Here is an 18475-nt window from a genome sequence, read left to right as displayed (position 1 = left end):
GCGTGGGTGTGCGCAATACCTGACTCTTAATCAGCGGGTCGCAGGTTCGATCCCTGCACGGCCCACCACTAAACCGCCCGAAATCAAACAGCCTACGACCAGGAGCGTAATCGCCGAGACTGCCGCGTATAGGTCTTCATGCCAGGAACGGACGTAACTGGCTTCGACCTTGAAACTTCCCGCCGGGATGGTGAACCCGACAAGCCCACCCCTTGTCCTGGTCACCTGTACATCTTCGCCGTCCAGGCTCACCTGCCAGAAAGGATGATAAGTCAGGGGCATGTGTGCACTGATATTGCGCCGGGACCCGTTGTGCACCCGCCAACTCATCTTTTCTGGGGCCAGGACCCCGTCACTTACGCGCAGACCCGATCCCTGCAGCCAGCGGTAGGGGCCATCGAGGCGGTAAACGTTGACCGGGCCACTTACGAAAACACGCTCAAAGGGCTCGGCGCCATCGGCAGTCGACTCTGGCTCGCCCTGGTACACGCGTACGAGCGCGAGCGAGGTGACACGGCTGCTGCCCTGCAGTAGGTGTCATCCCCATGATTCCGGCAGAAGAAACCTTTGATGGCACGTGGCCGTTCGCTCCGAAGTTCAGCACCGCGGCGGGGTTCCGCCAGCACTATGTCGACGAAGGTCCGCGCGACGGCGAGGTCATCGTCTGCCTGCACGGCGAGCCCACCTGGGGTTATCTTTATCGCAAGCTCATCCCCCCGCTGGCGGCAGATTACCGCGTGGTTGTTCCCGACCACATGGGATTCGGAAAATCCGAAACTCCCCAGGACCGCGAGTACACGCTGCGCACCCACGTCGAGAACCTCGAGAAGCTCATCGACGACATCGGGCTCAATGACATAACTTTCGTCGTGCAGGACTGGGGCGGCCCGATGTCGGGTGGCTACACGATGCGCAACCCCGGACGCGTGAAGCGTTGCTTCCTGATGAACACCCTGTTCGGCTACGGCGGCGGTGTGAATCTCGAGGAAAAGTCGCCGTGGTTCCAGTGGATAGAGAAGCACGAGGAAGCGGGTACGCTGCAGGGTATACTGGGCGAGCTTGGTTCGACCGTCCTGTCGGTGATGAAAATCATCGGCTTTCAGAACTCGGCCGTGGTCAACGAAACCTGGATCCGCGCGTACTCCGCGCCGTTCCCCGATCGCGAAAGCTGCATCGGCGCGATTAATTTTCCGCTCGACGTCCACTACCAGCGTTTTCTACCGTTCCTGTTCGAGCTGATGGAGTGGGGCAACATGGAAGACGTGAAGGCGAAGCCGGCCATGCTCGTATCCGGCGACATGGATTTCGGCATCTCGCCGGAACAGGCAATCACCGATTTTCGCGGGCTGTGGCCCGACGCGCCCATCGTCGAGACGCCCGGTGTCGGTCACTTCTGCCAGGAAGACATACCCGAGACCCTGGTGGCGCTGGTCCAGGGCTTCATGCAGGCCAACCCCTGAGGGTTTACATCCATGGACAGGGCGGCGGCAATGGTGCTAGGCTCGCGGGTCTCCGTGGAGGGAACCCACCATGAAACTCAGAAAGTTCTTTGTCACCATCACCGTAACGCTCGTAGCTATCGTCATTGTCGCGCCCGCTGGGGCCCAGCTCAAGTGTAAGGCCAAGCAGGACAAGAAAACCGGCGCGATCGGCTACTCCTTTGTAAACAAGGCAGGAGGCACGGTCGTGTACTCGTTGGGCGACTACGATTTCAACGACGTAACGCTCTGGCGTAACTTCGCCAACGAAGACACCTGCCAGGCCGGCGGCAAGGGCAGGAACTGCGTGGTGAGCAACGACGCGGCCGAGGCCGCCATCGCCCCGTCAAGCTGCAAGATCTACATGGGCGATGCTACGAGCGGCGACAAGTGCGAGCTGTATATAAAAGGCTGCCAGGTAGCTCGGCGCCCGCTGCCCACTACCGGCTACTTCCCCCTCCTCGACACCATTGGCGACAACCCTGGACCCTATATTGGTGCCTGGGACGCCGACACCGGCATTGCCTGGTTGATCTCGCCCGACAACCAGGCTCGCTCGCTCAACGATCACAAGACCTACCTGGCAGATGTGCTCAACGGTGGAACGTCGGATGGCGTTGACTACGCCTGCCTGACCGACGGCTGCGACCTGGAGCTGCCCAGGCTGGCCCAGCTTGAAAAGCTCGGGGCAGACTGCGCCGGGATAGCCTCGCTTGTCATCGATCCGATGGGTGACAACATATGGACATACACCGGCGCGCAAGCAGACCTTTGCGCGGCGCTCTGGCCTGACCCTGACCTGGCCGAACCCGGCAACTGCGCGTGGACAAGCACACTCGACGCGACACAACCAAACACCCACGCATATGCTGTTTGCCTGCAACAATCGGGCAGCAGGGCAAGCCGTGGCACCATGGTCGAGTACGACCTCGTAGTGGCCATGATCGCCGACGCAATAACGTGTGCCGTTGCGCAGTTGGGGAGCTCGCAAGGGTCGGCCTTCGAGTCGTTCGCCAATAGCCTGCGTTAATTTGGGCAACAGAACAGGGGACTGGCCTCGCGGGTCGCGCAATTGAACTAGTAGCCGGACTCGTCCCGGCCCCGCGCAAGCGGCTGGCACCAGGGCCCGATAACATTTTTGCTCTTACCCAGTCAGCGTTGCGGGAACAGTGTACGCCGGGCTTGCCGTGGGCTTGCTGGTATCGAACGCGTGAGTTGGGTGTGCGTGAACGGGCCACTTGCATAGCGTCAGCAGTACGGGGGCTTGATCTTGCGTACCGTCGGTAGTGCGGCTAGGTTTTCAAGGCGAGCGGGCCGGCGTGGAGCGGGCCGGCGTGGAACGGGGTCGCGGATGCGTCGCCGAGGGAGGTTCGTATAGTGGTCCAGGTAGTAAAGCTGGGTATTAAAAGGCCGGTCGTCAAGGGGCTGTTGCCCGATCCTGAGCCTCGCGACGTACGCTACACGTTTATATCGGTGGACGATCACGTGTTGGAGCCGCCCCATACCTTCGAGGGGCGTTTACCCCGGGACATGCAGGACCATGCGCCTCGTGTCGTGGAGACCGAGGAAGGACACCAGGTCTGGAGCTTCGAGGGGCAACCGTACTTCCAGGTCGGCTTCATGTGCGTGGCGGGCAGGCCCAAGGAGGACTACCGCATAGAACCGTCACGCTACGAAGAGGTTCGGCCGGGGTGCTACCTGGCCGACGCGCGCATCAAGGACATGGATCTCGCGGGTACCTGGGCGACCGTGAATTTTCCATCCGGCGTAACAGGTTTCGGCGGAACGTTGTTTTCCGAGGCCACCGATCCCGGGCTTGGCCTTGCCTGTATGCGAGCTTGGAACGACTGGTACTTCGAGGAATGGTACTCGGCGTATCCCGAGCGCGTGGTGCCCATGGGGATTACTTGTCTCTCGGACCCCAAAAAAGGGGCAGAAGAAATCCGTCGCAACGCCGCGCGCGGTTTCAAGGCCGTAACTTTTCCCGAGCAGCCGCATCGCCTCGGGTATCCCGCGATTTTTGATAACGACCACTGGGATCCGATCATAAAGGCCTGCGTGGACACGGGTACGGTGATCAACCTGCACGTGGCGTCTTCGGGGTTTGCGCCGATGGCACCGGGCTGCCCGGGACTGGAGATGGGAGCCACGTTATTTACGCAGATGGCCTTTACGACCGCGGCCGAGTGGTTGTGGAGCGGCTACCCGGCGCGTTTCCCGGAATTGAAGATTGTTATTGCCGAGGGAGGCATAGGCTGGGTGGCAGGTCTCATCGACAGGACCGACAACATAATGGCGCGCTCGGGTTATGGGCAGGGTTGGCAGGACCCGAAGATTTCGCCCAGCGACACCCTGCGACGTAATTTCTGGTTTACGATCATCGATGATCCCTCGACGATCTGCACACGCCATACAATCGGGGTCGAGAACCTGCTTTTCGAATCGGACTATCCCCACGGTGACGGTACCTGGCCTGACACCCAGGACGTCATGGAAAAGATACTCGGGGATCTTCCGACAGAAGAGATCAAGATGATTTCTCACCAGAACGCGGCCAGGCTCTACGACCACCCGTTGCCTGCAGTCTGCTTGCCGGCCTAGAATTCGTCGGGGCGCAGCATGGCGTCGTGACCACCGTCAACGAACAGCACCGAGCCGCAGACGAACTGCGCCTTTTCGCTCAGAAGGAAGGCCACCGCGCCGGCGATGTCTTCGGGCTGACCCAGGCGGCCCACGGGTACCGACTCGCCAAAATCCTTCATGATCTGGCCCAGGGTCTCGTCGGCGTAAGCGCTGTCGGTAAGCGGGGTGCTGGTGATGCCCGGCGCCACGGCATTGATCCGCATACCGTCGGCCGCCCACGCAGCTGCGTTGCGACGCATCCAGCGGGTTATCGCCTTCTTTGATCCGGCGTAGGCGGTGTGGCCGTCGCCGATGCGGTCGGCGATGGCGCAGGCACGTTCTTCGTCGAGTTCGAGCAGGGCGGCCACGTATTCGTCGTCGCTGTCCATGGGTGCCGAGTTCGATGAGATCATGACAACCGATCCGCGCTTCCTGGCAACGAGCTCCCGCGCGCCGTCTACGAGCCTCTGGCTGCCAAAAAAATTGACCCGCGTTATGAGCGACGCGGGACGCACCACGGGGCCCAGCCCGGCGCAGGCCACCAGGCCGTCAAGCCCGTCGGGGGCACGGCCCTCCAGTTCGACTACGGCCTGCCTGCATCCGTCGGCCGTGGAAAGGTCGGCCTCGATGTCTGCGTCGCGTATGTCGACGACGATGACCTCGTCACCGCGCTCTCTAAGCGTCACCACGATGGCGGCACCTATGCCCGAAGCGCCGCCGCTTACTGCGTACACGCCCACGCCGTTCAGCCGACCTCTTTTGCCAGCGACGCGTAGTGGTCGAGCAGGGGCAGCACCTGTTCGGCGGTAGCCGACGGGGCTATGAACACCGCGCGTGCGAAGCCGGCGTCGCGCAGGCGGCCGAGTTCGTCGGTGTCGCCGGGCGCGGCGTATACCGATACCTCCATCGAGTCCGGATCGCGGTCCGCTTCTGCTGCCATGCTGCGAAAAGTGGCCATGTCGCCCACGAGATCGGTGTCTGCGCGACCGGCAATGGGTATCCAGCCGTCACCGTAGCGCAGCGCACGCCTTATGCCGTAAGGCGCTTCGCCGCCCACGTGTATCGGGGGGTGGGGCGATTGCACTGGCTTGGGCGAGGAGAACACCTCGTCGAAATCAACGAACTCACCGTGGTAGGCTGCTTTTTCTTCCGTCCACATGGTCTTCATGGCTTCAATGCGTTCGCGCATGACTTTCCAGCGTCGCTCGAAAGGAAAGTCATAGTGGTTGGCGAGTTCCTCGCGGTTCCAGCCACCGCCCACGCCCAGCATGAAACGGCCATTGCTCACGCGGTCGAGCGTGGCCACCTCCTTGGCCAGTATCAAGGGGTCTCGCTGGGGCACGAGCGTTACGCCGGTTGCGACCTTGAGTGTTGTCGTCGCCGCGGCGGCGGCGGCCAGCGCCACCAGCGGCGCATACACGTCGTAGTACATCTGCGGCAGGTCGGCACCGCCGGGCCACGGCGTTTCTCGGGAGCAGGGAATGTGCGTGTGCTCGGCGACCCACAGCGACTCGAAGCCGCGCTCCTCGAGCGCCACGGCAAGCTCTGCCGGTTGAATGGAGTAGGCGGTAGGAAAAATGCAAAGGCCGTATTTCATGGAGTATCCTCCGGTATCAAGTTTCGTATACAGGTTTCGTCAGTGTGGATCACAATGCCGGGTGGTCCCTTCCCTCGCCAAAAATAACGCGATCGGGCCTGGCCACGACGACCTCGTGCTCGAGCAACAGCGCCAGCATGGAGCCACTCGGCTCGGGAATCGTCACGAACCTCGCGCCAAGTTTTTCCCAGCGGGACAGGGCATCGTCGTCCAGTGCTTCCCTCGGGTCTTTCCCGGAGATAACCGCCCAGTGCAAGCCGACAAGCTCATCGAGCGTGCCGTGCCTGCCTTCGACCACGGCCGGGGCCTGCGGCACCAAGCGGCCTATCGAGTTGCTGTCGCGCCCGGCCAGCAGTCCAGAGGAGAGATCAGGCAACTGTGCGTCGCCTCCGTAGGCGTAGGCCTGCAACTCGGGCGGCGGTTCGGGCCCACCGCGTGTCATCTCGGCAAAGGCGTCGATCAGCTGGCCGGTTTTAACCGAGTGTTCGATGGCCTTGAGCGTGTGCGGGCGTCGTTCGGCAGTGTAGGTGTCCAGCAGGCCGTCGCCCGCCAGCCCGCGTTCGACGTGGGCTATCTTCCAGGCGAGGTTGTCGACGTCGCGCAATCCGCTGCACAGGCCCTGGCCCATGAATGGCGGCGTCTGGTGGGCGGCGTCGCCGGCCAAAAACACGCGGTCGCTGCGAAAAGTCTCGGCTATGGTCGAGTGAAAGCAGTAGACCGCCGCCCGAACCAGTTCGGCGTCCTGCCGGGGCATCCACTTTTCTACCAGTTCCCACACCCGTTCGGGGCGCTCCATCTCCTTGGCGGTTTCGCCGTCGCGCAGCTGGAACTCCCAGCGACGCATGTTCAATGGCAGCGGCATCATGGTGGTGGGTCTTTCGGGGTCGCAGACCTGTCGTACGCAGGGCGGCAGTCGATCTTCGCCGGTCACCGTGACGTCGACCACCAACCATTCGCGGTCGTATCCGAGGCTCTGCCAGTCGATGCCGCAGGCCTTGCGAGTGGGGCTGGCGGCGCCGTCGCAGGCGATCATCCACTTGGCCTGTACTCGGCGCGTGTTGTTGTCGGTGAGGTCGCAGACTTGCAGCGATACGTGGTCGTGGTGTTGTTCGAATTCGACGACTTCCTGCGACAGGTGGAGGTTCACGTCCGGCAAGTCGGCTATGTGCGCGCGGACGGAGCGTTCCATGCCCGGCTGGTGAAACATGCGGATGACCGGGTAGCCGTTGGGAGTAATCAATCCGCCCGGGTAATCCAGGCCTATCAGGCGTTTACCGGACGCGTCTACGAACTCCGCGCCCACGGGTTCGTACATGACCGGCAGCGTCGTTTCGAGCAGGCCGGTGTTGGCCAGGATTCGCTGCACATCGTCCCACATGCCGACCGCGCGCGGGAGGTCATAGACATCGGGCGCGCTGTCGAAGGCTACCGCCGACAGGCCGTGCAGGCCGCACAGGTTGGCTGCAACCGCGCCCGTGGGACCCGCGCCCACGATGGCAACGTCGAGCAACGCTATTCCCCGCGCGCCACGCAGCGGTTGGTCATCGTGCCGATGCTCTCGATGGTAGTGGTGACCTCGTCGCCCGGCTGCAGGAAAGTGCCCGCCATCACTCCCACGCCCGACGGTGTGCCGGTAAAGATGAGATCGCCGGGTTCCAGCGTGCAGATGGCCGAGATGTAAGCGACCAGCGCCGGGACGTCGAAGATGAGATCGTTGGTGCGCGCGTTCTGCTTCTGTTCGCCGTTGACCGAGCAGGCCAGCGCCAGGTCGTTGGGGTCGTTGAGCTGGTCAACCGAGACGATGCTGGGCCCTATGGGGCCGAAGGTGTCGTAGGACTTGCCGAGGTCGAAGTGGGGTGGGCGGGAAGCGAACTGGGTGGTGCGCTCCGAGATGTCCTGCCCGCAGGTCACCCCGGCGATGTTGTCCCAGGCATCTTCGGCCGCGATGTCGCGCGCGCGCGTACCCATGACCACCACCAGTTCGGCTTCCCAGTCGGTGGTCGGTCCGTAGACGATAACGTCGTCGCAAGGGCCCACGATGCAACTGCTGAGCTTGTTGAACACCAGCGGGTTTTCGGGGAGATCCATCTTCGATTCCTCGGCGTGGGCCCTGTAGTTGAGGCCTATGCCGAGCACCTTCTGTGGCCGCGGCACCGGCGGGCCCAGGTTTGCCGGGTCAAGCTGGGCGTCGGGCGAACCATTGAGCGAGGCCGCTACGTCGTGCAGTTCGCGGTACCTTGCGATGGCCTCCATTGGTTCGGAAGAGAAGCCCTCGCCGTGCCGTTCGAGGTCGTAAACCCCGTTGTCGGTAACCAGGACCGCCCGATTGTTGATGTTTGCAAGCCTGAAAGCCATGTATAATTCCTCCCCGAGAGGCCTTATCTAGCATAAGCCGCGCTCTTAATGCAGGCTTGGTGGCTGGAAACGCCGGGGGAACGAAGAATATGAAGTTGAGATGGTCTCACGCTGTTATGTACGTATGCGACGCGGACGAAATGATAGGGTTTTATCGCGATATGCTTGGCTTCGAGGTCAGTGACCACGGACCGGTCATGCTGGGCGACCAGGACCTCGGCGTCGAAGTGACTTTTCTCAGCCAGGTTGCGACCGACCATCACCAGTTGGCCTTCGTGCCGGTGAGGGGCGACGGGGCTTCTAACACTTACGACCACATGGCCTTCCGCGTGGATTCGCTGGCCGAGGTCAAGGAGCTGGCCGCGCGCCTGCAGGACGACGGTCGTGCCACGGGAGTCAACGCGATGAATCATGGCAACGCCTGGTCGGTATACTTCAAGGACCCCGATGGCAACGGGGTCGAGGTGTTCTGCGATTCGCCTTTTCACGTGCAGCAGCCGCAGGCGCGCCCCTGGGACTTTGCGATGAGCGAGGACGAACTTCGCCGCGTCACCGAGGAACAGTTTGGCGGCGAACCCGAGTTCAAGCCCGCGGACGAGTTCTATGCCGAGCGCCGCCGACACTTCGGCGACTGAATCAGTTTTTGGCTTTGGCCTTGAACAAGTCCGCCGTGTTCTTGCGTATGTGGGTGCCCGTGAATGAGCTCGTCCAGCAGGTGCCCGTGTCGTTCACGAGTTGCACCGCCACGCTGTCGTCGGCCGCGAAGTAGGCGGCGACCGAGTCAGGGCCGGGAATCGGCAATCCCGAGCCGCGGCCCTTGAGCTGGGCCTTGCCGCGTCCCGCGCTGCCCGCGGCCACTTTGACCTGCTGCACGCCGTCCTGGGCGCCGCCCTTGTCCTTGTAGCTGCACTTACTTCCCTTGCACTTCCAGGCAGAGGCCGAGGGCGGTACGAGGAGTTCGATGACGAGCTGCGTAGACTGGGAGACACTGTCGTACACGCACAGCATGTAGTCGGTGTCGCCCGCCGGGGTGCCCAGGTCGGCCACGGTGAGCGCTGTGCCCTTGGCCAGCTTCCATTTCAGCTTGTCTTTGGACGCCAGCGCGTGATCACGAAGATGGAAGCTTGTCACCGCTCCAGTGCTGCAAGAAGGCAGTGGCGCTGCCGCGCAGGAGGGGGCCGGGGCGGGCAGGGTAGTGGTCGTAGTCGTTGTCGTAGTCGTTGTCGTGGTCGACAGCGTGGTAGTCGACCCGCAGTTGAGCTGTCCGGGGGTGCACGTCCCCGACTGGCAACTGTCTCCGCAGGTCAGAAAATCATCGTCATCGCAGGCGCTGCCATCGACCAGTGACGGGTCGGAACACAGGCCGGTCATCGTGTCGCACACGCCGGCCGCGTGGCACTGGTCGCTGGCCAGGCAGCTCACGGCCTGGTCCACGCACAGCCCGTCGGTGGGGTTACAGGCGCTCGCCGTACACAGGTCGGGCGCGTTGCAGGTCGTCGTGCTCGCTGCTGTGCACAGTCCACCCTGGCAGGTCTCGCCCGTGGTGCAGGTGTTGAGGTCGTCGCAGGCCGTTCCGTCGGGGTCAGCGCAGGGCAGCAGCGAGTCGGTGGGGATGGCGGCGGCCGCGTTCGCCGTGGTCGCGTTGCTTGCCCCCGGCACCGGGTTGCCGGTGATGCTCGAAACAAGGTCTACCGTGGCTGCCGAACGAGTGGCCGAACGAGTAGTGGCCACGCTCATGCCCCAAGACAGCCCCTGCTTGCAGCTCGCGTAGGCGTCGCCCGGTATCGGCGGGGTGAAATTGAAATTGCTGGTGATCGAAGCGTCGGAGCCGCACTCGTCCACCAGGGCGATGTCGACTTCGCCACCCACCGTGGAGTTGACCACCAACTGCGACACTGAACTCGAAGTACCATCCCCTATCACCGTGACCTCTACGGGTCCGTCGAAGTCGCCACCCTCGTGATTCCTCGACGACACGACGGCGCGAAACCGGTTGGCGCCAGCGTACAGCGTCGCCAAGCTGGCCTGGTAGAATGAATTCCAGCTCATCGCCAGGTGCAGGGTGACCGTGACCGGTGTTCCCACGGTCAGCGTGGATGACTGCACCGCAATTGTGTCCCAGTACTGCACGTAGGCACCGCCGTCGTAGCCGTCGCTGTGGCAGGACCACACGTTCTGGTTCTCCGTGCAGGTGTCTACGCCTATGCCGTAGTGGGAGATGCCCATGGCTGCGGCCGGTAGTACAGCCGACGCCGTCGAACCGCCGGTTATGGCCTGGACCGCGAAGGGGACGCTCGACACCGTGCCGTTGCCCGCTGGCAGGAAGTTCGAAAACAGGTCCGATTCTTGGATGATAGTGAAGCCGTCGGTCACACGGAATGCCGCGCTGCCAACCAGGCGCAACTCGGCCCGGGCGGGAGTGGCGGGGGCGGCGATGGCGGTCAGCAGTAACGAGACGATCAGCACTGACAAGCAGCTGAGCTTACGAGGAGTGGTTGGTAAAGATTCCGGCATCGGCGGTTCCCCCTGGCTCGTGAGACTAGTGCAGGTATTGCCCTGTCGTCAAGGCTCGCTGTCCTGTTGTCCCCCGATTGGGGGTGGCAGGCGTTCACTCAAGAGCGGCACTAGGGCAGTATAGCCGTCGTATGAGTGATGCCGACAACGAGGGACTTGATTTCAGAATACGACGCGATGACTGGTCACGCTGCGAATTCGTGACCAACGAGGTGAGCCTTGATCCGCCCGCGGGTGGCGTGCTGTTCAGGGTTGATCGCTTCGCGTTGACCGCCAACAACATCACCTACGCGGTGGCCGGCGACATGCTCGATTACTGGGGCTTCTTTCCGGCTGATGAGGGCTGGGGGCGTATACCGGTGATGGGTTTTGCCGACGTGCTCGCGTCGAGTCACCCGGCCGTCGCGGTGGGCGAGCGCGTGTTCGGCTTCTTTCCCATGTCGCGGCATCTTCTCATCGAGGCCGAGCGCGAAGGCGAGTCGGTGATAATCGACGCTCGCCACACCGTTCGGCCCACGCGTTGTTCTACCGGCAGTACACGCCCGTGGCCTCGGACCCCTTGTACCAGGCCGTTGGCGGGGCCGAGCGTGAAGACGCGTTGATGATTTTCAGGGGCTTGTTCATGACGTCGTTTCTCGCCGACGACTACCTGGCCGAAAGTGACTTTGGCGGTGCCCGTGAGGTGGTTGTCATCAGTGCTTCGAGCAAGACCGCCATCGCTCTTGCCTGGGCGCTGTCGCGCCGAAGCGGGCTGGCGGTCACTGGGCTCACCTCGCCGGGCAACAGGGAGTTCGTTGAAGGCCTGGGCTGCTACGACAAGGTGGTGACCTACGACGCGTTGGACGAAATAGACGACGGCTGTCCGCTTGGCTTTGTCGACATGGCCGGCAACGCTGCTGTCCTGCGCAGCTTGCACGAGCGTTGCGGCGACAACGTGAAGTTCTCGTTGCTGATCGGCGTGACCCACTGGCAACAGTCTGGCGATACCACGGGCCTGCCGGGTGCAGCGCCGGAGTTTTTCTTTGCCCCGACCCAGGCCGAAAAGCGAGTTGGCGACTGGGGTGCCGCCGGCTTCCAGGAGAGAGTAGGGGGCGCGCTCGTGCAGTTTCTCGAGTGGACAGACGACTGGCTGCAGCTACGGCGCGACAGCGGGCCGGAGGCCATGGAGCGGGTATATCGCGATACTCTCAAGGGCGGCCTTGACCCCAGCGTAGGCAGGCTGCTCTCGCCCTGGGACTGAAGCCGAGCTTATGAAGCGTTCAGTTCGGCGATTCGGGGTGTATTAAGATCGCGCCTGAAGCGGTCGGGCGTGTATGGCCATAACGCCGGTATGCCGCGTTTGTCGAGGTACCAGCTGTTGCACCCCGTGCTCCACACCGAGGTGGCTAGCGCCTTTATGCGTTCTTCTTCCAGCTGGGCACAGACCTCGGGTCTCGGGGAGATTTTCTGCAGCTTTCCGCTCTGCAGTAAGCGGAGGCACTTTACTATGTAGTCGCACTGCGTTTCGGCGACAGACATAAGCGAGTAGTTGCCCACGGGTCCGTTGGGACCCTGCGGCATGAAAAAATTTGGGAAGCCAGGCAACGCTATGGTGCGGTAAGCAATTACCGCCTCGCTCCACGCTTCGGCGAGGGTGACTCCGTTTTCGCCCACCAGGTTAATCGGACGCATGAAGGCGTGGGGGTCGAAACCGGTGGCCAGCACCAGTACGTCGAGCTCGTGCAGGATGCCGTCGGCGGTGCGCACCCCGGTCGGTTCAATTCGCTCTATGCTCTCGGTAACCACTGAGCAGTTATCCGATTGCACGGCGTCGTAGAAGCCGGACGACATGACCAGTCGCTTGCACATGGGTTCGTACTCGGGCGTGAGCTTGGCCCTGAGCTCGGGATCGCGCACGTTTTGCAGGTTGCGCCGGCAGGCCGCCGCTACCTGCGTGCGCTGCCAACCCGGTCTAATCACTGCTCGCCCGCCGATCTGCTCGAAAAAAATCCGCAGGGCGTGGTAAACCAGGAACTGCAGGCCCGGCACATATCGAAGGGCTTTCTTGAATTTATCTGAGTAGACCTTGTCCGCCGAGGGGGCGACCCACTGTGCGGTGCGCTGGAACATGGTCATCGTGTCGACGCGGGAGACCAGCTCTGTGACCATCTGTATCGATGTCGATCCGTTGCCTACTACGCCTACTCGCTTACCGTCCAACTGGACGTCGTGATTCCAGCGCGCCGAGTGAAAGCACGCTCCGTTGAAGGAGTCGATGCCTTCAATGTCGGGATAGCGCGGGTGGTGCAGCACCCCGGTGGCTGATACCACCACGTCGGCCCGTGTGCTCGTCCCGTCCGAGAGGTCCAGTTCCCAGCTGTCGCCGCGCCATCGGCACTCGGTGACCTCGGTGTTGAACCGAATAGAGCGTCTCACGTCGTACTTGTCGGCGACCATCTCCAGGTATTGTCGAATTTCTTCACCGGAAGAGAAACGTTTGGTCCAGTCCGATTTTAACTCGAAGCTGTAGCTGTAGTAGTGCGACGGTACGTCGCAGGACAACCCCGGGTACGTGTTTTCACGCCATGTGCCGCCGACCGAATCCGCCTTTTCGTAGATGTCGAAGTCGTCGAACCCGGCCCGCTGGAGTTTGATAGCCATGCACAGCCCGGACATGCCCGAGCCTATGATGGCAACCGAGGGGTTCTGATTTTTCATGCTGATAATTATCCTTCGGCTGATGGACCGTCGGTGGCAATGGCAAACTAGCCGCCCGGCCAAGCCCTGCCAAGAGGGGGAGGCATCCGAAACCAACGTCTCTGACACCTCCCCCTTTTGCGATTGGGGAGGGGAAAGAATAATTGTCGGAAGCAGCATGAAGGCAAGGCGCATAAGTTCGCGGATTGTAGAGATAACGCCGCTGGGCGAGGGCCTGGCGCGAGTGGATCTCGAAGGGCCGGATCTTGCCCGCGGCGCAGCCTGCGGGTGTTTTGCCATGGTCGAGGTTCCCGGCAGCGGCGGTTGCGTGCTTTCGCGGCCCTATTCACTCTTTCTGACGGTCAGCGACGATCGGGTAGCCCTGCTGGTCAAGAACATGGGACGGGGTTCGGCGGAGCTGCTGGCCTCGCAGCCGGGCGACGAACTCGCCGTGCTGTCTCCGCTCGGTAACGAGTTTCCCGACCCCGTTGGGAGCTGCTGGGCGGTTGCCGGGGGAGTGGGCGCTGCCCCCTTCGGCTACCTGGCCGCACGCGAAGGGGTAGAGATAATTTTTGGCGCCCAGGACGCGGGCCAAAGTGGCTTTGCGGGCGCCCTGGAGGACGTGGGTGCCACCGTGGAGCTGGCCACCCTGGACGGCTCGGCCGGCTTCAAGGGCACCGTGGTCGACTGCCTGCTCGCACGCCTTGAAAACGACCGGCCGGACATGATTTTTTCTTGCGGTCCCACCGGCATGATGGAGGCGGTGGCCGCCGTGGCGCGCAAACACGGGATAGCCTGCCACGTGAGCCTCGAGGCACGCATGGGGTGCGGCTGGGGTGTTTGTCGCGGCTGCGTACACCGCGACGCGAGCGGGGGCTGGCGCTGCATCTGTGAAGACGGCCCGGTCTACGCAGCCGCAGATATTTTTGCCGCCGCGGAAACCGTGAAGGGGGCGGGCGCCTGATGTCGGCGGCCACCGACTTGTCGGTAGACGTCGGCGGGCTCACTTGGCCCACACCGGTGGGCCTTGCCTCGGGTTGCTGCGGTTATGGCCGCGAGCTCGAAGACCGTGTGGACGGCGTCGACTTCGGAAAAATCGGCGCGATCTTCACCAAGGGCCTGTCCCTGGAGCCGCGCGAGGGCAACGCGCCCGAGTGGGCGTCCAACCCTTCCGGTCGCATCACCGAAGTGCCGGGCGCGATGATCAACGCCATCGGCCTGGCCAACCCGGGAGTCCACGCGTTCATAAGTGACAAGTTGCCGTGGCTCGCCGAGTGGCGCGAGCGCCACGGGGGCAGGGTGATCGCCAATATATTCGGCGAAAGCGTAGAGGAGTACGCCGAACTTGCACGTCGTCTCGATAGTGCCGACGGTGTTGATGGCGTTGAGCTCAACCTGTCCTGTCCCAACGTGGAGAAGGGTGGCCTGGAGTTTGGCCAGGACGCCGAGGCCTGTGCGCGGGTGACGGCGGCGGTGCGCGAAGTCACGGGCAAATTTATGGCCGTAAAACTCTCGCCGGCCTGCGACGTTGCTGCTCTTTCGGTCGCGGCCGAGCGGGCTGGCGCACAGGCGCTCTCGATCAGCAATACGCTGCCGGTTTCCCAGGCGGCGTTGGCACTTGACCCGGTCCCCGAGCTGCCGTCCATGGGTGGCATAAGCGGTCCAGTGCTGAGGCCGCTGGCGCTGGAGGCCACGAGGAATGCGCGCGCCGCCAGCAGTCTTGCCATCATAGGCATAGGCGGCATAGCCACGGCTGATCACGCGCGCGAGTTTTTTGCTGCGGGCGCCTGCGCCGTGCAGGTGGGTACCGCCTTGTTCGGCGACCCCGATGTCTGCGCCCGCATCTGCAGCGGTATTTCGGTGCCAGTGTAAAAGTCGCTTGAGACTTAGTGCAAAGGCTCCGCGGTCGAGATAGTAATGGCCCAGATGAAGTACCTCCACAGCATGATTCGAGTCGTCGATCTCAAGGCGACTATGGATTTTTTCTGCGACAAGCTCGGCCTCACCGAGCTGGGCCGTTTTGATAACGACGCGGGTAGGTTCACGCTGGTGTTTCTCGCGGTGCCGGGCAACGAGGAAGCCCAGGTCGAGCTGACCTGGAACTGGGATGCCGAGCAGCTCGACGGCGGCCGCAACTTTGGCCACCTGGCCTACGAGGTCGATAACATCTACGAACTTTGCGAGCGTCTGCGCGACGGTGGTGTTACTATCAACCGCCCGCCTCGAGACGGCCACATGGCCTTCGTGCGCTCGCCCGATGGCATCTCTATCGAACTGCTCCAGAAAGGGGGGTCGTTGCCGGTCGCCGAACCGTGGGCATCGATGCCCAACAGCGGCGAGTGGTAACCAGCCCGTGGTGACAGCCGCCAAGAGGCAAGCGTCGGAGCAGGGTGGTGACCCGCTGACCGCGGGCAGCCACGAGGCCGAACTGCTCGGTCCCCAGCCTTTGCCCGCGGCGGGTCCACTCGACTGGCTGATGACGGCGCCTTTCGTTGCCGCGTTCTGGGCGGTGCTGATTGTTTTTGATCTTCCGCAGCGTATCGCGCGCCTGTTCGGCCCGCGTCCGCACGAGATAGTAGTCGGTTGCCTGCTGCACGGCCTGGTGGGAGCCCTGCGCGTGATGGGCACCCGCATAGAGGTCGAGCGCTCGCCGCTGGTCAAACCCGCTACGGCTTACCTGCTGGTGGCCAACCATCAGAGCCTGCTCGACATACCCGTGGTCGGCTCTTTGTTGTTCAGCAACTACCCTAAGTACGTGTCGAAGTTTGAGCTGGCCAAGTGGATACCGAGCATTTCTTACAATCTCAGGCGTGGCGGCAACGCGCTCATCAACCGGGGTAATCGCCGACAGGCGCAAAGCGCGATTTCAGAGGCCGTGTCCACGGCAGCCGAGCGCGGCGTGTCGATGTTGATCTACCCCGAAGGCACCCGCAGTCGTCACGGTGAGCTCCGGGCGTTCAAGCAGGCCGGCACCCAGTCAATGATGGACGCGGCGCCTGAACTCGAGATCGTCCCGGTCGCGATTGAGAACTCCTGGCGACTGCTGGCCAACAACCTTCTGCCCGCGGCCTGGGGCACCAGCATAAAAGTGAAGATCGGCGATCCCATTGCCCGTAACGTCGGGCAGGAAGCGGGCGACCAGGACGCGGCCGAGGTGCTTGATCGTTGCCGAATTTTTATTGCCGATGCCTTGCTCGAATGGCGACACGAAGAACGGCGCGCAGCGGCCGACTGAGCCGCGGCCCGGCGGCGGGCACTACTCACCCAGCCGCATCGCGGCAACCGAACCGTTAGACAGCTCGACTTCAAAGCGCGAGCCGGGTGTTGCCGCTACGGGCGCTGTCATCGAACCGCAGATTATAATGTCGCCGGCTTCAAGCTGCGCTCCGAAACCGTCGAGCAGTCGGGCAAGGTAAACGAGCAGCTTCGGGATATCCCCGGTAGCCTCGAGGCAGTCAAGGTCAGCCCGGGTTTCACCGTCGAGCTTTATCGTCGCACGCAGGCCATGCAGGTTGCAGCGGGGTGGGGGAGTCAGCCATTCGCCGGTGGTAAAAGCTCGGTGGAACACTCCCTCGGCCAGGATGTCTTCAAACTCCTCAAAGGGACGGTCAAAGTTGGCCAGTTCTATGGCCGCAGCCACCGAGCCGACCGCATCTGCCGCCTGGTCGGCATCGGCCGTGGCGGGCAGGTCGTGGGCTAGTTGCACGGCCAGCTCGGGTTCGAGAAAGGCCTTGGTAGCGCCCGCAAGTGAGCAGTCAGCAGGGCTTTTGTGCAGGGTATTTCCCGCAAGTCCCGCCACCAGCGAGCCATCCAGTCCGAGTTGTTCCTGGATTGCCGGAGAGTTGAACGCCACCTTGTAGCCCAGCCGCCGCGCGCCCTGGTGGATGCGATCAGCATGACTCTTGAAGTGGCGCTCAAGGCCTTTGTTCACCGATTCATTCACTGCGGGTTTCGTTCATCGCCGATTTCAGCGCTGGGAGATAATGACACTGCCAGCCACCTGCGCCAAACTTCTTCTGCTGCAATGGCAACGCGAGTAGAACAGCTGGATTGCTTCCCCCGCCTGGGCTGGGTGGAAGGCCCGACGCCTGTGGTCGCGCTCGACGGGCTGGCTGCAGAGCTGGGACTCGGGTGGCTGGGTGTAAAGCGCGATGACGCTATCGGCAAGTTCGGCGGTAGCAGCAAGGTGCGCAAGCTGGATTACCTGCTGGCCTCGCCTCGCTTCGCGAGGGCCCCCGCCTGGGTGTCGGTGGGCGCCATCGGTTCGGGGCATCTCGCTTGTCTTGCCCAGGCAGCCACTGAGTTGGACAAGCGATTGCGCGTTCACGTTTTTAACGAACCGCTGAGCGATGGCGTGGTGGACAACCTGGCCGCCATTGCTGGTGGTTCAGCTGAAATGCGGCACCACCGTTCGCGCACGACCATGGTGCTTCGTAACCCGGCGTTGTTTCTTGGCCCGGGTACCGAGGACTGCCCGGTGATACCGGCTGGTGGAACCCAGCGAGTGGGTACGCTGGGGACGGTACGTGCGGGATTGGAGCTGGCCGAGCAGGTTCGGGCCGGCTTGCTCCCCGAACCCTCTCGAGTCGTCCTCCCCTGGGGTACCGGTGGAACGGTTGTCGGCTTGTCCGTGGGGCTTGCGCTGGGTGGGCTGCGCACCCGTGTCGATGCGGTGGCGGTGGTCGAAAGAATTCTCTCGACCAGGAGTATGCTCGCAAGCCAACAGCGAGCGGTGATCGCATTACTCGAATCGGCCGGTGTGGAAGGTGCTCGCGGTCTGCAGCCGGCGGCGGTCACCATGTTGCGCGGCCAACTCGGCCGCGGCTACGGGCATCCCACTGCCGCGGCACTTGCGGCCGTTGAACGCGCGCAGGGGGCTGGCTTGAAGTTGGAACCCGTTTACACGGGCAAGGCCCTGGCGCTTCTGCTCGACCTGGCGCCCCCCGGTGAGGAGCCGTCCGCTGGAGCGGGGCAGGCGAACAACGAGGCCGTCCTGTTCTGGAACACCAACCGTGGCGCTCTGCCCGCGCCCGGCCACGATTGGCGCAAGCGCTTGCCAGGCAGCCTCGGTCGCTGGTTGCCTGTCGGGCAGGCCGTCTGAACAACCCGGCCTGGCTGCCAGTAAGCCGAGCGGGGACCGGCGGCGCATCCGGGGACTCCGCTGCAAACCCACCCACACGCTACCGCCCTTCGAGCGCTAACTTACGTTAGCAGCACAGCCCCGGTTAGAGCC

The 18475-nt window shown here is 63.0% G+C and carries 19 protein-coding genes; 11 read left to right on the top strand and 8 right to left on the bottom strand.

Annotation, left to right across the window (positions count from 1 at the left end; translation table 11 throughout):
• Nucleotides 1–30: 30 nt before the first annotated feature.
• Nucleotides 31–282, bottom strand: a complete 252-nt coding sequence (locus tag EYQ35_05585; protein ID HIF63609.1) for a hypothetical protein — start codon at nucleotides 280–282, stop codon at nucleotides 31–33.
• Between EYQ35_05585 and EYQ35_05580 the strand changes: the two genes are divergently transcribed.
• From EYQ35_05580 to EYQ35_05565, 4 genes are all read left to right on the top strand, one after another.
• Entirely contained in the window at nucleotides 283–534 is a 252-nt protein-coding gene (locus EYQ35_05580; protein ID HIF63608.1) for a hypothetical protein, read from the top strand.
• 11 nt (nucleotides 535–545) lie between these two features.
• Nucleotides 546–1460, top strand: a complete 915-nt coding sequence (locus EYQ35_05575) for an alpha/beta fold hydrolase (protein ID HIF63607.1) — start codon at nucleotides 546–548, stop codon at nucleotides 1458–1460.
• Nucleotides 1461–1530: 70 nt separating this feature from the next.
• Nucleotides 1531–2508 (top strand): hypothetical protein, encoded by a 978-nt coding sequence (locus EYQ35_05570; GenBank protein HIF63606.1) that lies wholly within the window; start codon nucleotides 1531–1533, stop codon nucleotides 2506–2508.
• Between the two features lie 365 nt (nucleotides 2509–2873).
• Complete coding sequence (locus tag EYQ35_05565; protein HIF63605.1) at nucleotides 2874–4079, top strand: amidohydrolase; 1206 nt, start codon at nucleotides 2874–2876, stop codon at nucleotides 4077–4079.
• On the opposite strand, the gene EYQ35_05560 is transcribed toward EYQ35_05565, so the two are convergent.
• Genes EYQ35_05560 through EYQ35_05545 form a run of 4 tightly spaced genes read right to left on the bottom strand, consistent with a single transcriptional unit; the run spans nucleotide 4076 to nucleotide 8052 of the window.
• The gene (locus EYQ35_05560) at nucleotides 4076–4834 is read right to left on the bottom strand and encodes an SDR family oxidoreductase (GenBank protein ID HIF63604.1); all 759 of its coding nucleotides are present in this window, start codon (nucleotides 4832–4834) and stop codon (nucleotides 4076–4078) included. The two genes, EYQ35_05565 and EYQ35_05560, sit on opposite strands and share 4 nt — an antisense overlap.
• 11 nt (nucleotides 4835–4845) lie before the next feature.
• On the bottom strand, nucleotides 4846–5697 hold the full coding sequence (locus EYQ35_05555; GenBank protein HIF63603.1) for an LLM class F420-dependent oxidoreductase: 852 nt from the start codon (nucleotides 5695–5697) through the stop codon (nucleotides 4846–4848).
• A 49-nt stretch (nucleotides 5698–5746) separates the two neighbouring features.
• The gene (locus EYQ35_05550; protein HIF63602.1) at nucleotides 5747–7231 is read right to left on the bottom strand and encodes a bifunctional 3-(3-hydroxy-phenyl)propionate/3-hydroxycinnamic acid hydroxylase; all 1485 of its coding nucleotides are present in this window, start codon (nucleotides 7229–7231) and stop codon (nucleotides 5747–5749) included.
• Nucleotides 7210–8052, bottom strand: a complete 843-nt coding sequence (locus tag EYQ35_05545; GenBank protein ID HIF63601.1) for an FAA hydrolase family protein — start codon at nucleotides 8050–8052, stop codon at nucleotides 7210–7212. The genes EYQ35_05550 and EYQ35_05545 overlap by 22 nt, the downstream gene beginning before the upstream one ends.
• A gap of 89 nt (nucleotides 8053–8141) precedes the next feature.
• On the opposite strand from EYQ35_05545, the gene EYQ35_05540 reads away from it, so the two are divergent.
• The gene (locus EYQ35_05540; GenBank protein HIF63600.1) at nucleotides 8142–8687 is read left to right on the top strand and encodes a glyoxalase; all 546 of its coding nucleotides are present in this window, start codon (nucleotides 8142–8144) and stop codon (nucleotides 8685–8687) included.
• Nucleotide 8688: 1 nt separating this feature from the next.
• On the opposite strand, the gene EYQ35_05535 is transcribed toward EYQ35_05540, so the two are convergent.
• Nucleotides 8689–10566, bottom strand: coding sequence for a hypothetical protein (locus EYQ35_05535; GenBank protein HIF63599.1), 1878 nt, complete (start codon nucleotides 10564–10566; stop codon nucleotides 8689–8691).
• Between the two features lie 343 nt (nucleotides 10567–10909).
• Here EYQ35_05535 and EYQ35_05530 point away from each other — a divergent pair, with 343 nt between their 5' ends.
• A complete protein-coding gene (locus EYQ35_05530) occupies nucleotides 10910–11806 on the top strand; it encodes a DUF2855 family protein (protein HIF63598.1) in 897 nt (298 codons plus the stop codon).
• A gap of 8 nt (nucleotides 11807–11814) precedes the next feature.
• Here EYQ35_05530 and EYQ35_05525 read toward each other — a convergent pair whose 3' ends face one another.
• Nucleotides 11815–13263: an NAD(P)/FAD-dependent oxidoreductase gene (locus EYQ35_05525; GenBank protein ID HIF63597.1), complete on the bottom strand. Its 1449-nt coding sequence runs from the start codon at nucleotides 13261–13263 to the stop codon at nucleotides 11815–11817.
• On the opposite strand from EYQ35_05525, the gene EYQ35_05520 reads away from it, so the two are divergent.
• From EYQ35_05520 to EYQ35_05505, 4 genes are read left to right on the top strand one after another with little or no spacing between them, the layout of a single operon-like run.
• Entirely contained in the window at nucleotides 13262–14206 is a 945-nt protein-coding gene (locus tag EYQ35_05520; protein ID HIF63596.1) for a hypothetical protein, read from the top strand. The genes EYQ35_05525 and EYQ35_05520 overlap by 2 nt on opposite strands.
• Nucleotides 14206–15114, top strand: coding sequence for a dihydroorotate dehydrogenase (locus tag EYQ35_05515; protein ID HIF63595.1), 909 nt, complete (start codon nucleotides 14206–14208; stop codon nucleotides 15112–15114). Before EYQ35_05520 ends, EYQ35_05515 begins: the two co-directional genes overlap by 1 nt.
• A gap of 54 nt (nucleotides 15115–15168) precedes the next feature.
• Complete coding sequence (locus tag EYQ35_05510; protein ID HIF63594.1) at nucleotides 15169–15588, top strand: lactoylglutathione lyase; 420 nt, start codon at nucleotides 15169–15171, stop codon at nucleotides 15586–15588.
• A complete protein-coding gene (locus tag EYQ35_05505) occupies nucleotides 15500–16477 on the top strand; it encodes a 1-acyl-sn-glycerol-3-phosphate acyltransferase (protein ID HIF63593.1) in 978 nt (325 codons plus the stop codon). The genes EYQ35_05510 and EYQ35_05505 overlap by 89 nt, the downstream gene beginning before the upstream one ends.
• Nucleotides 16478–16498: 21 nt before the next feature.
• On the opposite strand, the gene EYQ35_05500 is transcribed toward EYQ35_05505, so the two are convergent.
• Entirely contained in the window at nucleotides 16499–17185 is a 687-nt protein-coding gene (locus tag EYQ35_05500) for a hypothetical protein (protein HIF63592.1), read from the bottom strand.
• An 81-nt stretch (nucleotides 17186–17266) separates the two neighbouring features.
• Between EYQ35_05500 and EYQ35_05495 the strand changes: the two genes are divergently transcribed.
• Nucleotides 17267–18343 carry a pyridoxal-phosphate dependent enzyme gene (locus EYQ35_05495; GenBank protein ID HIF63591.1) on the top strand — a complete coding sequence of 359 codons (1077 nt, stop codon included), beginning with the start codon at nucleotides 17267–17269 and terminating at the stop codon, nucleotides 18341–18343.
• Nucleotides 18344–18475 lie beyond the last annotated feature (132 nt).

The organism is Candidatus Binatota bacterium (assembly GCA_012960245.1).
In the GTDB taxonomy this organism is placed as follows: Bacteria; Desulfobacterota; Binatia; order UBA1149; family UBA1149; genus UBA1149.
This window is presented reverse-complemented; position numbering and strand designations above follow the sequence as displayed.

Coding starts and splice junctions, on each gene's coding strand:
- EYQ35_05585 (HIF63609.1), bottom strand. CDS start 282: ATGCCCCTGACTTATCATCCTTTCTGGCAGGTGAGCCTGGACGGCGAA.
- EYQ35_05575 (HIF63607.1), top strand. CDS start 546: ATGATTCCGGCAGAAGAAACCTTTGATGGCACGTGGCCGTTCGCTCCG.
- EYQ35_05570 (HIF63606.1), top strand. CDS start 1,531: ATGAAACTCAGAAAGTTCTTTGTCACCATCACCGTAACGCTCGTAGCT.
- EYQ35_05555 (HIF63603.1), bottom strand. CDS start 5,697: ATGAAATACGGCCTTTGCATTTTTCCTACCGCCTACTCCATTCAACCG.
- EYQ35_05545 (HIF63601.1), bottom strand. CDS start 8,052: ATGGCTTTCAGGCTTGCAAACATCAACAATCGGGCGGTCCTGGTTACC.
- EYQ35_05540 (HIF63600.1), top strand. CDS start 8,142: ATGAAGTTGAGATGGTCTCACGCTGTTATGTACGTATGCGACGCGGAC.
- EYQ35_05535 (HIF63599.1), bottom strand. CDS start 10,566: ATGCCGGAATCTTTACCAACCACTCCTCGTAAGCTCAGCTGCTTGTCA.
- EYQ35_05520 (HIF63596.1), top strand. CDS start 13,262: ATGCTGATAATTATCCTTCGGCTGATGGACCGTCGGTGGCAATGGCAA.
- EYQ35_05525 (HIF63597.1), bottom strand. CDS start 13,263: ATGAAAAATCAGAACCCCTCGGTTGCCATCATAGGCTCGGGCATGTCC.
- EYQ35_05515 (HIF63595.1), top strand. CDS start 14,206: ATGTCGGCGGCCACCGACTTGTCGGTAGACGTCGGCGGGCTCACTTGG.
- EYQ35_05510 (HIF63594.1), top strand. CDS start 15,169: ATGAAGTACCTCCACAGCATGATTCGAGTCGTCGATCTCAAGGCGACT.
- EYQ35_05505 (HIF63593.1), top strand. CDS start 15,500: ATGGCATCTCTATCGAACTGCTCCAGAAAGGGGGGTCGTTGCCGGTCG.
- EYQ35_05495 (HIF63591.1), top strand. CDS start 17,267: ATGGCAACGCGAGTAGAACAGCTGGATTGCTTCCCCCGCCTGGGCTGG.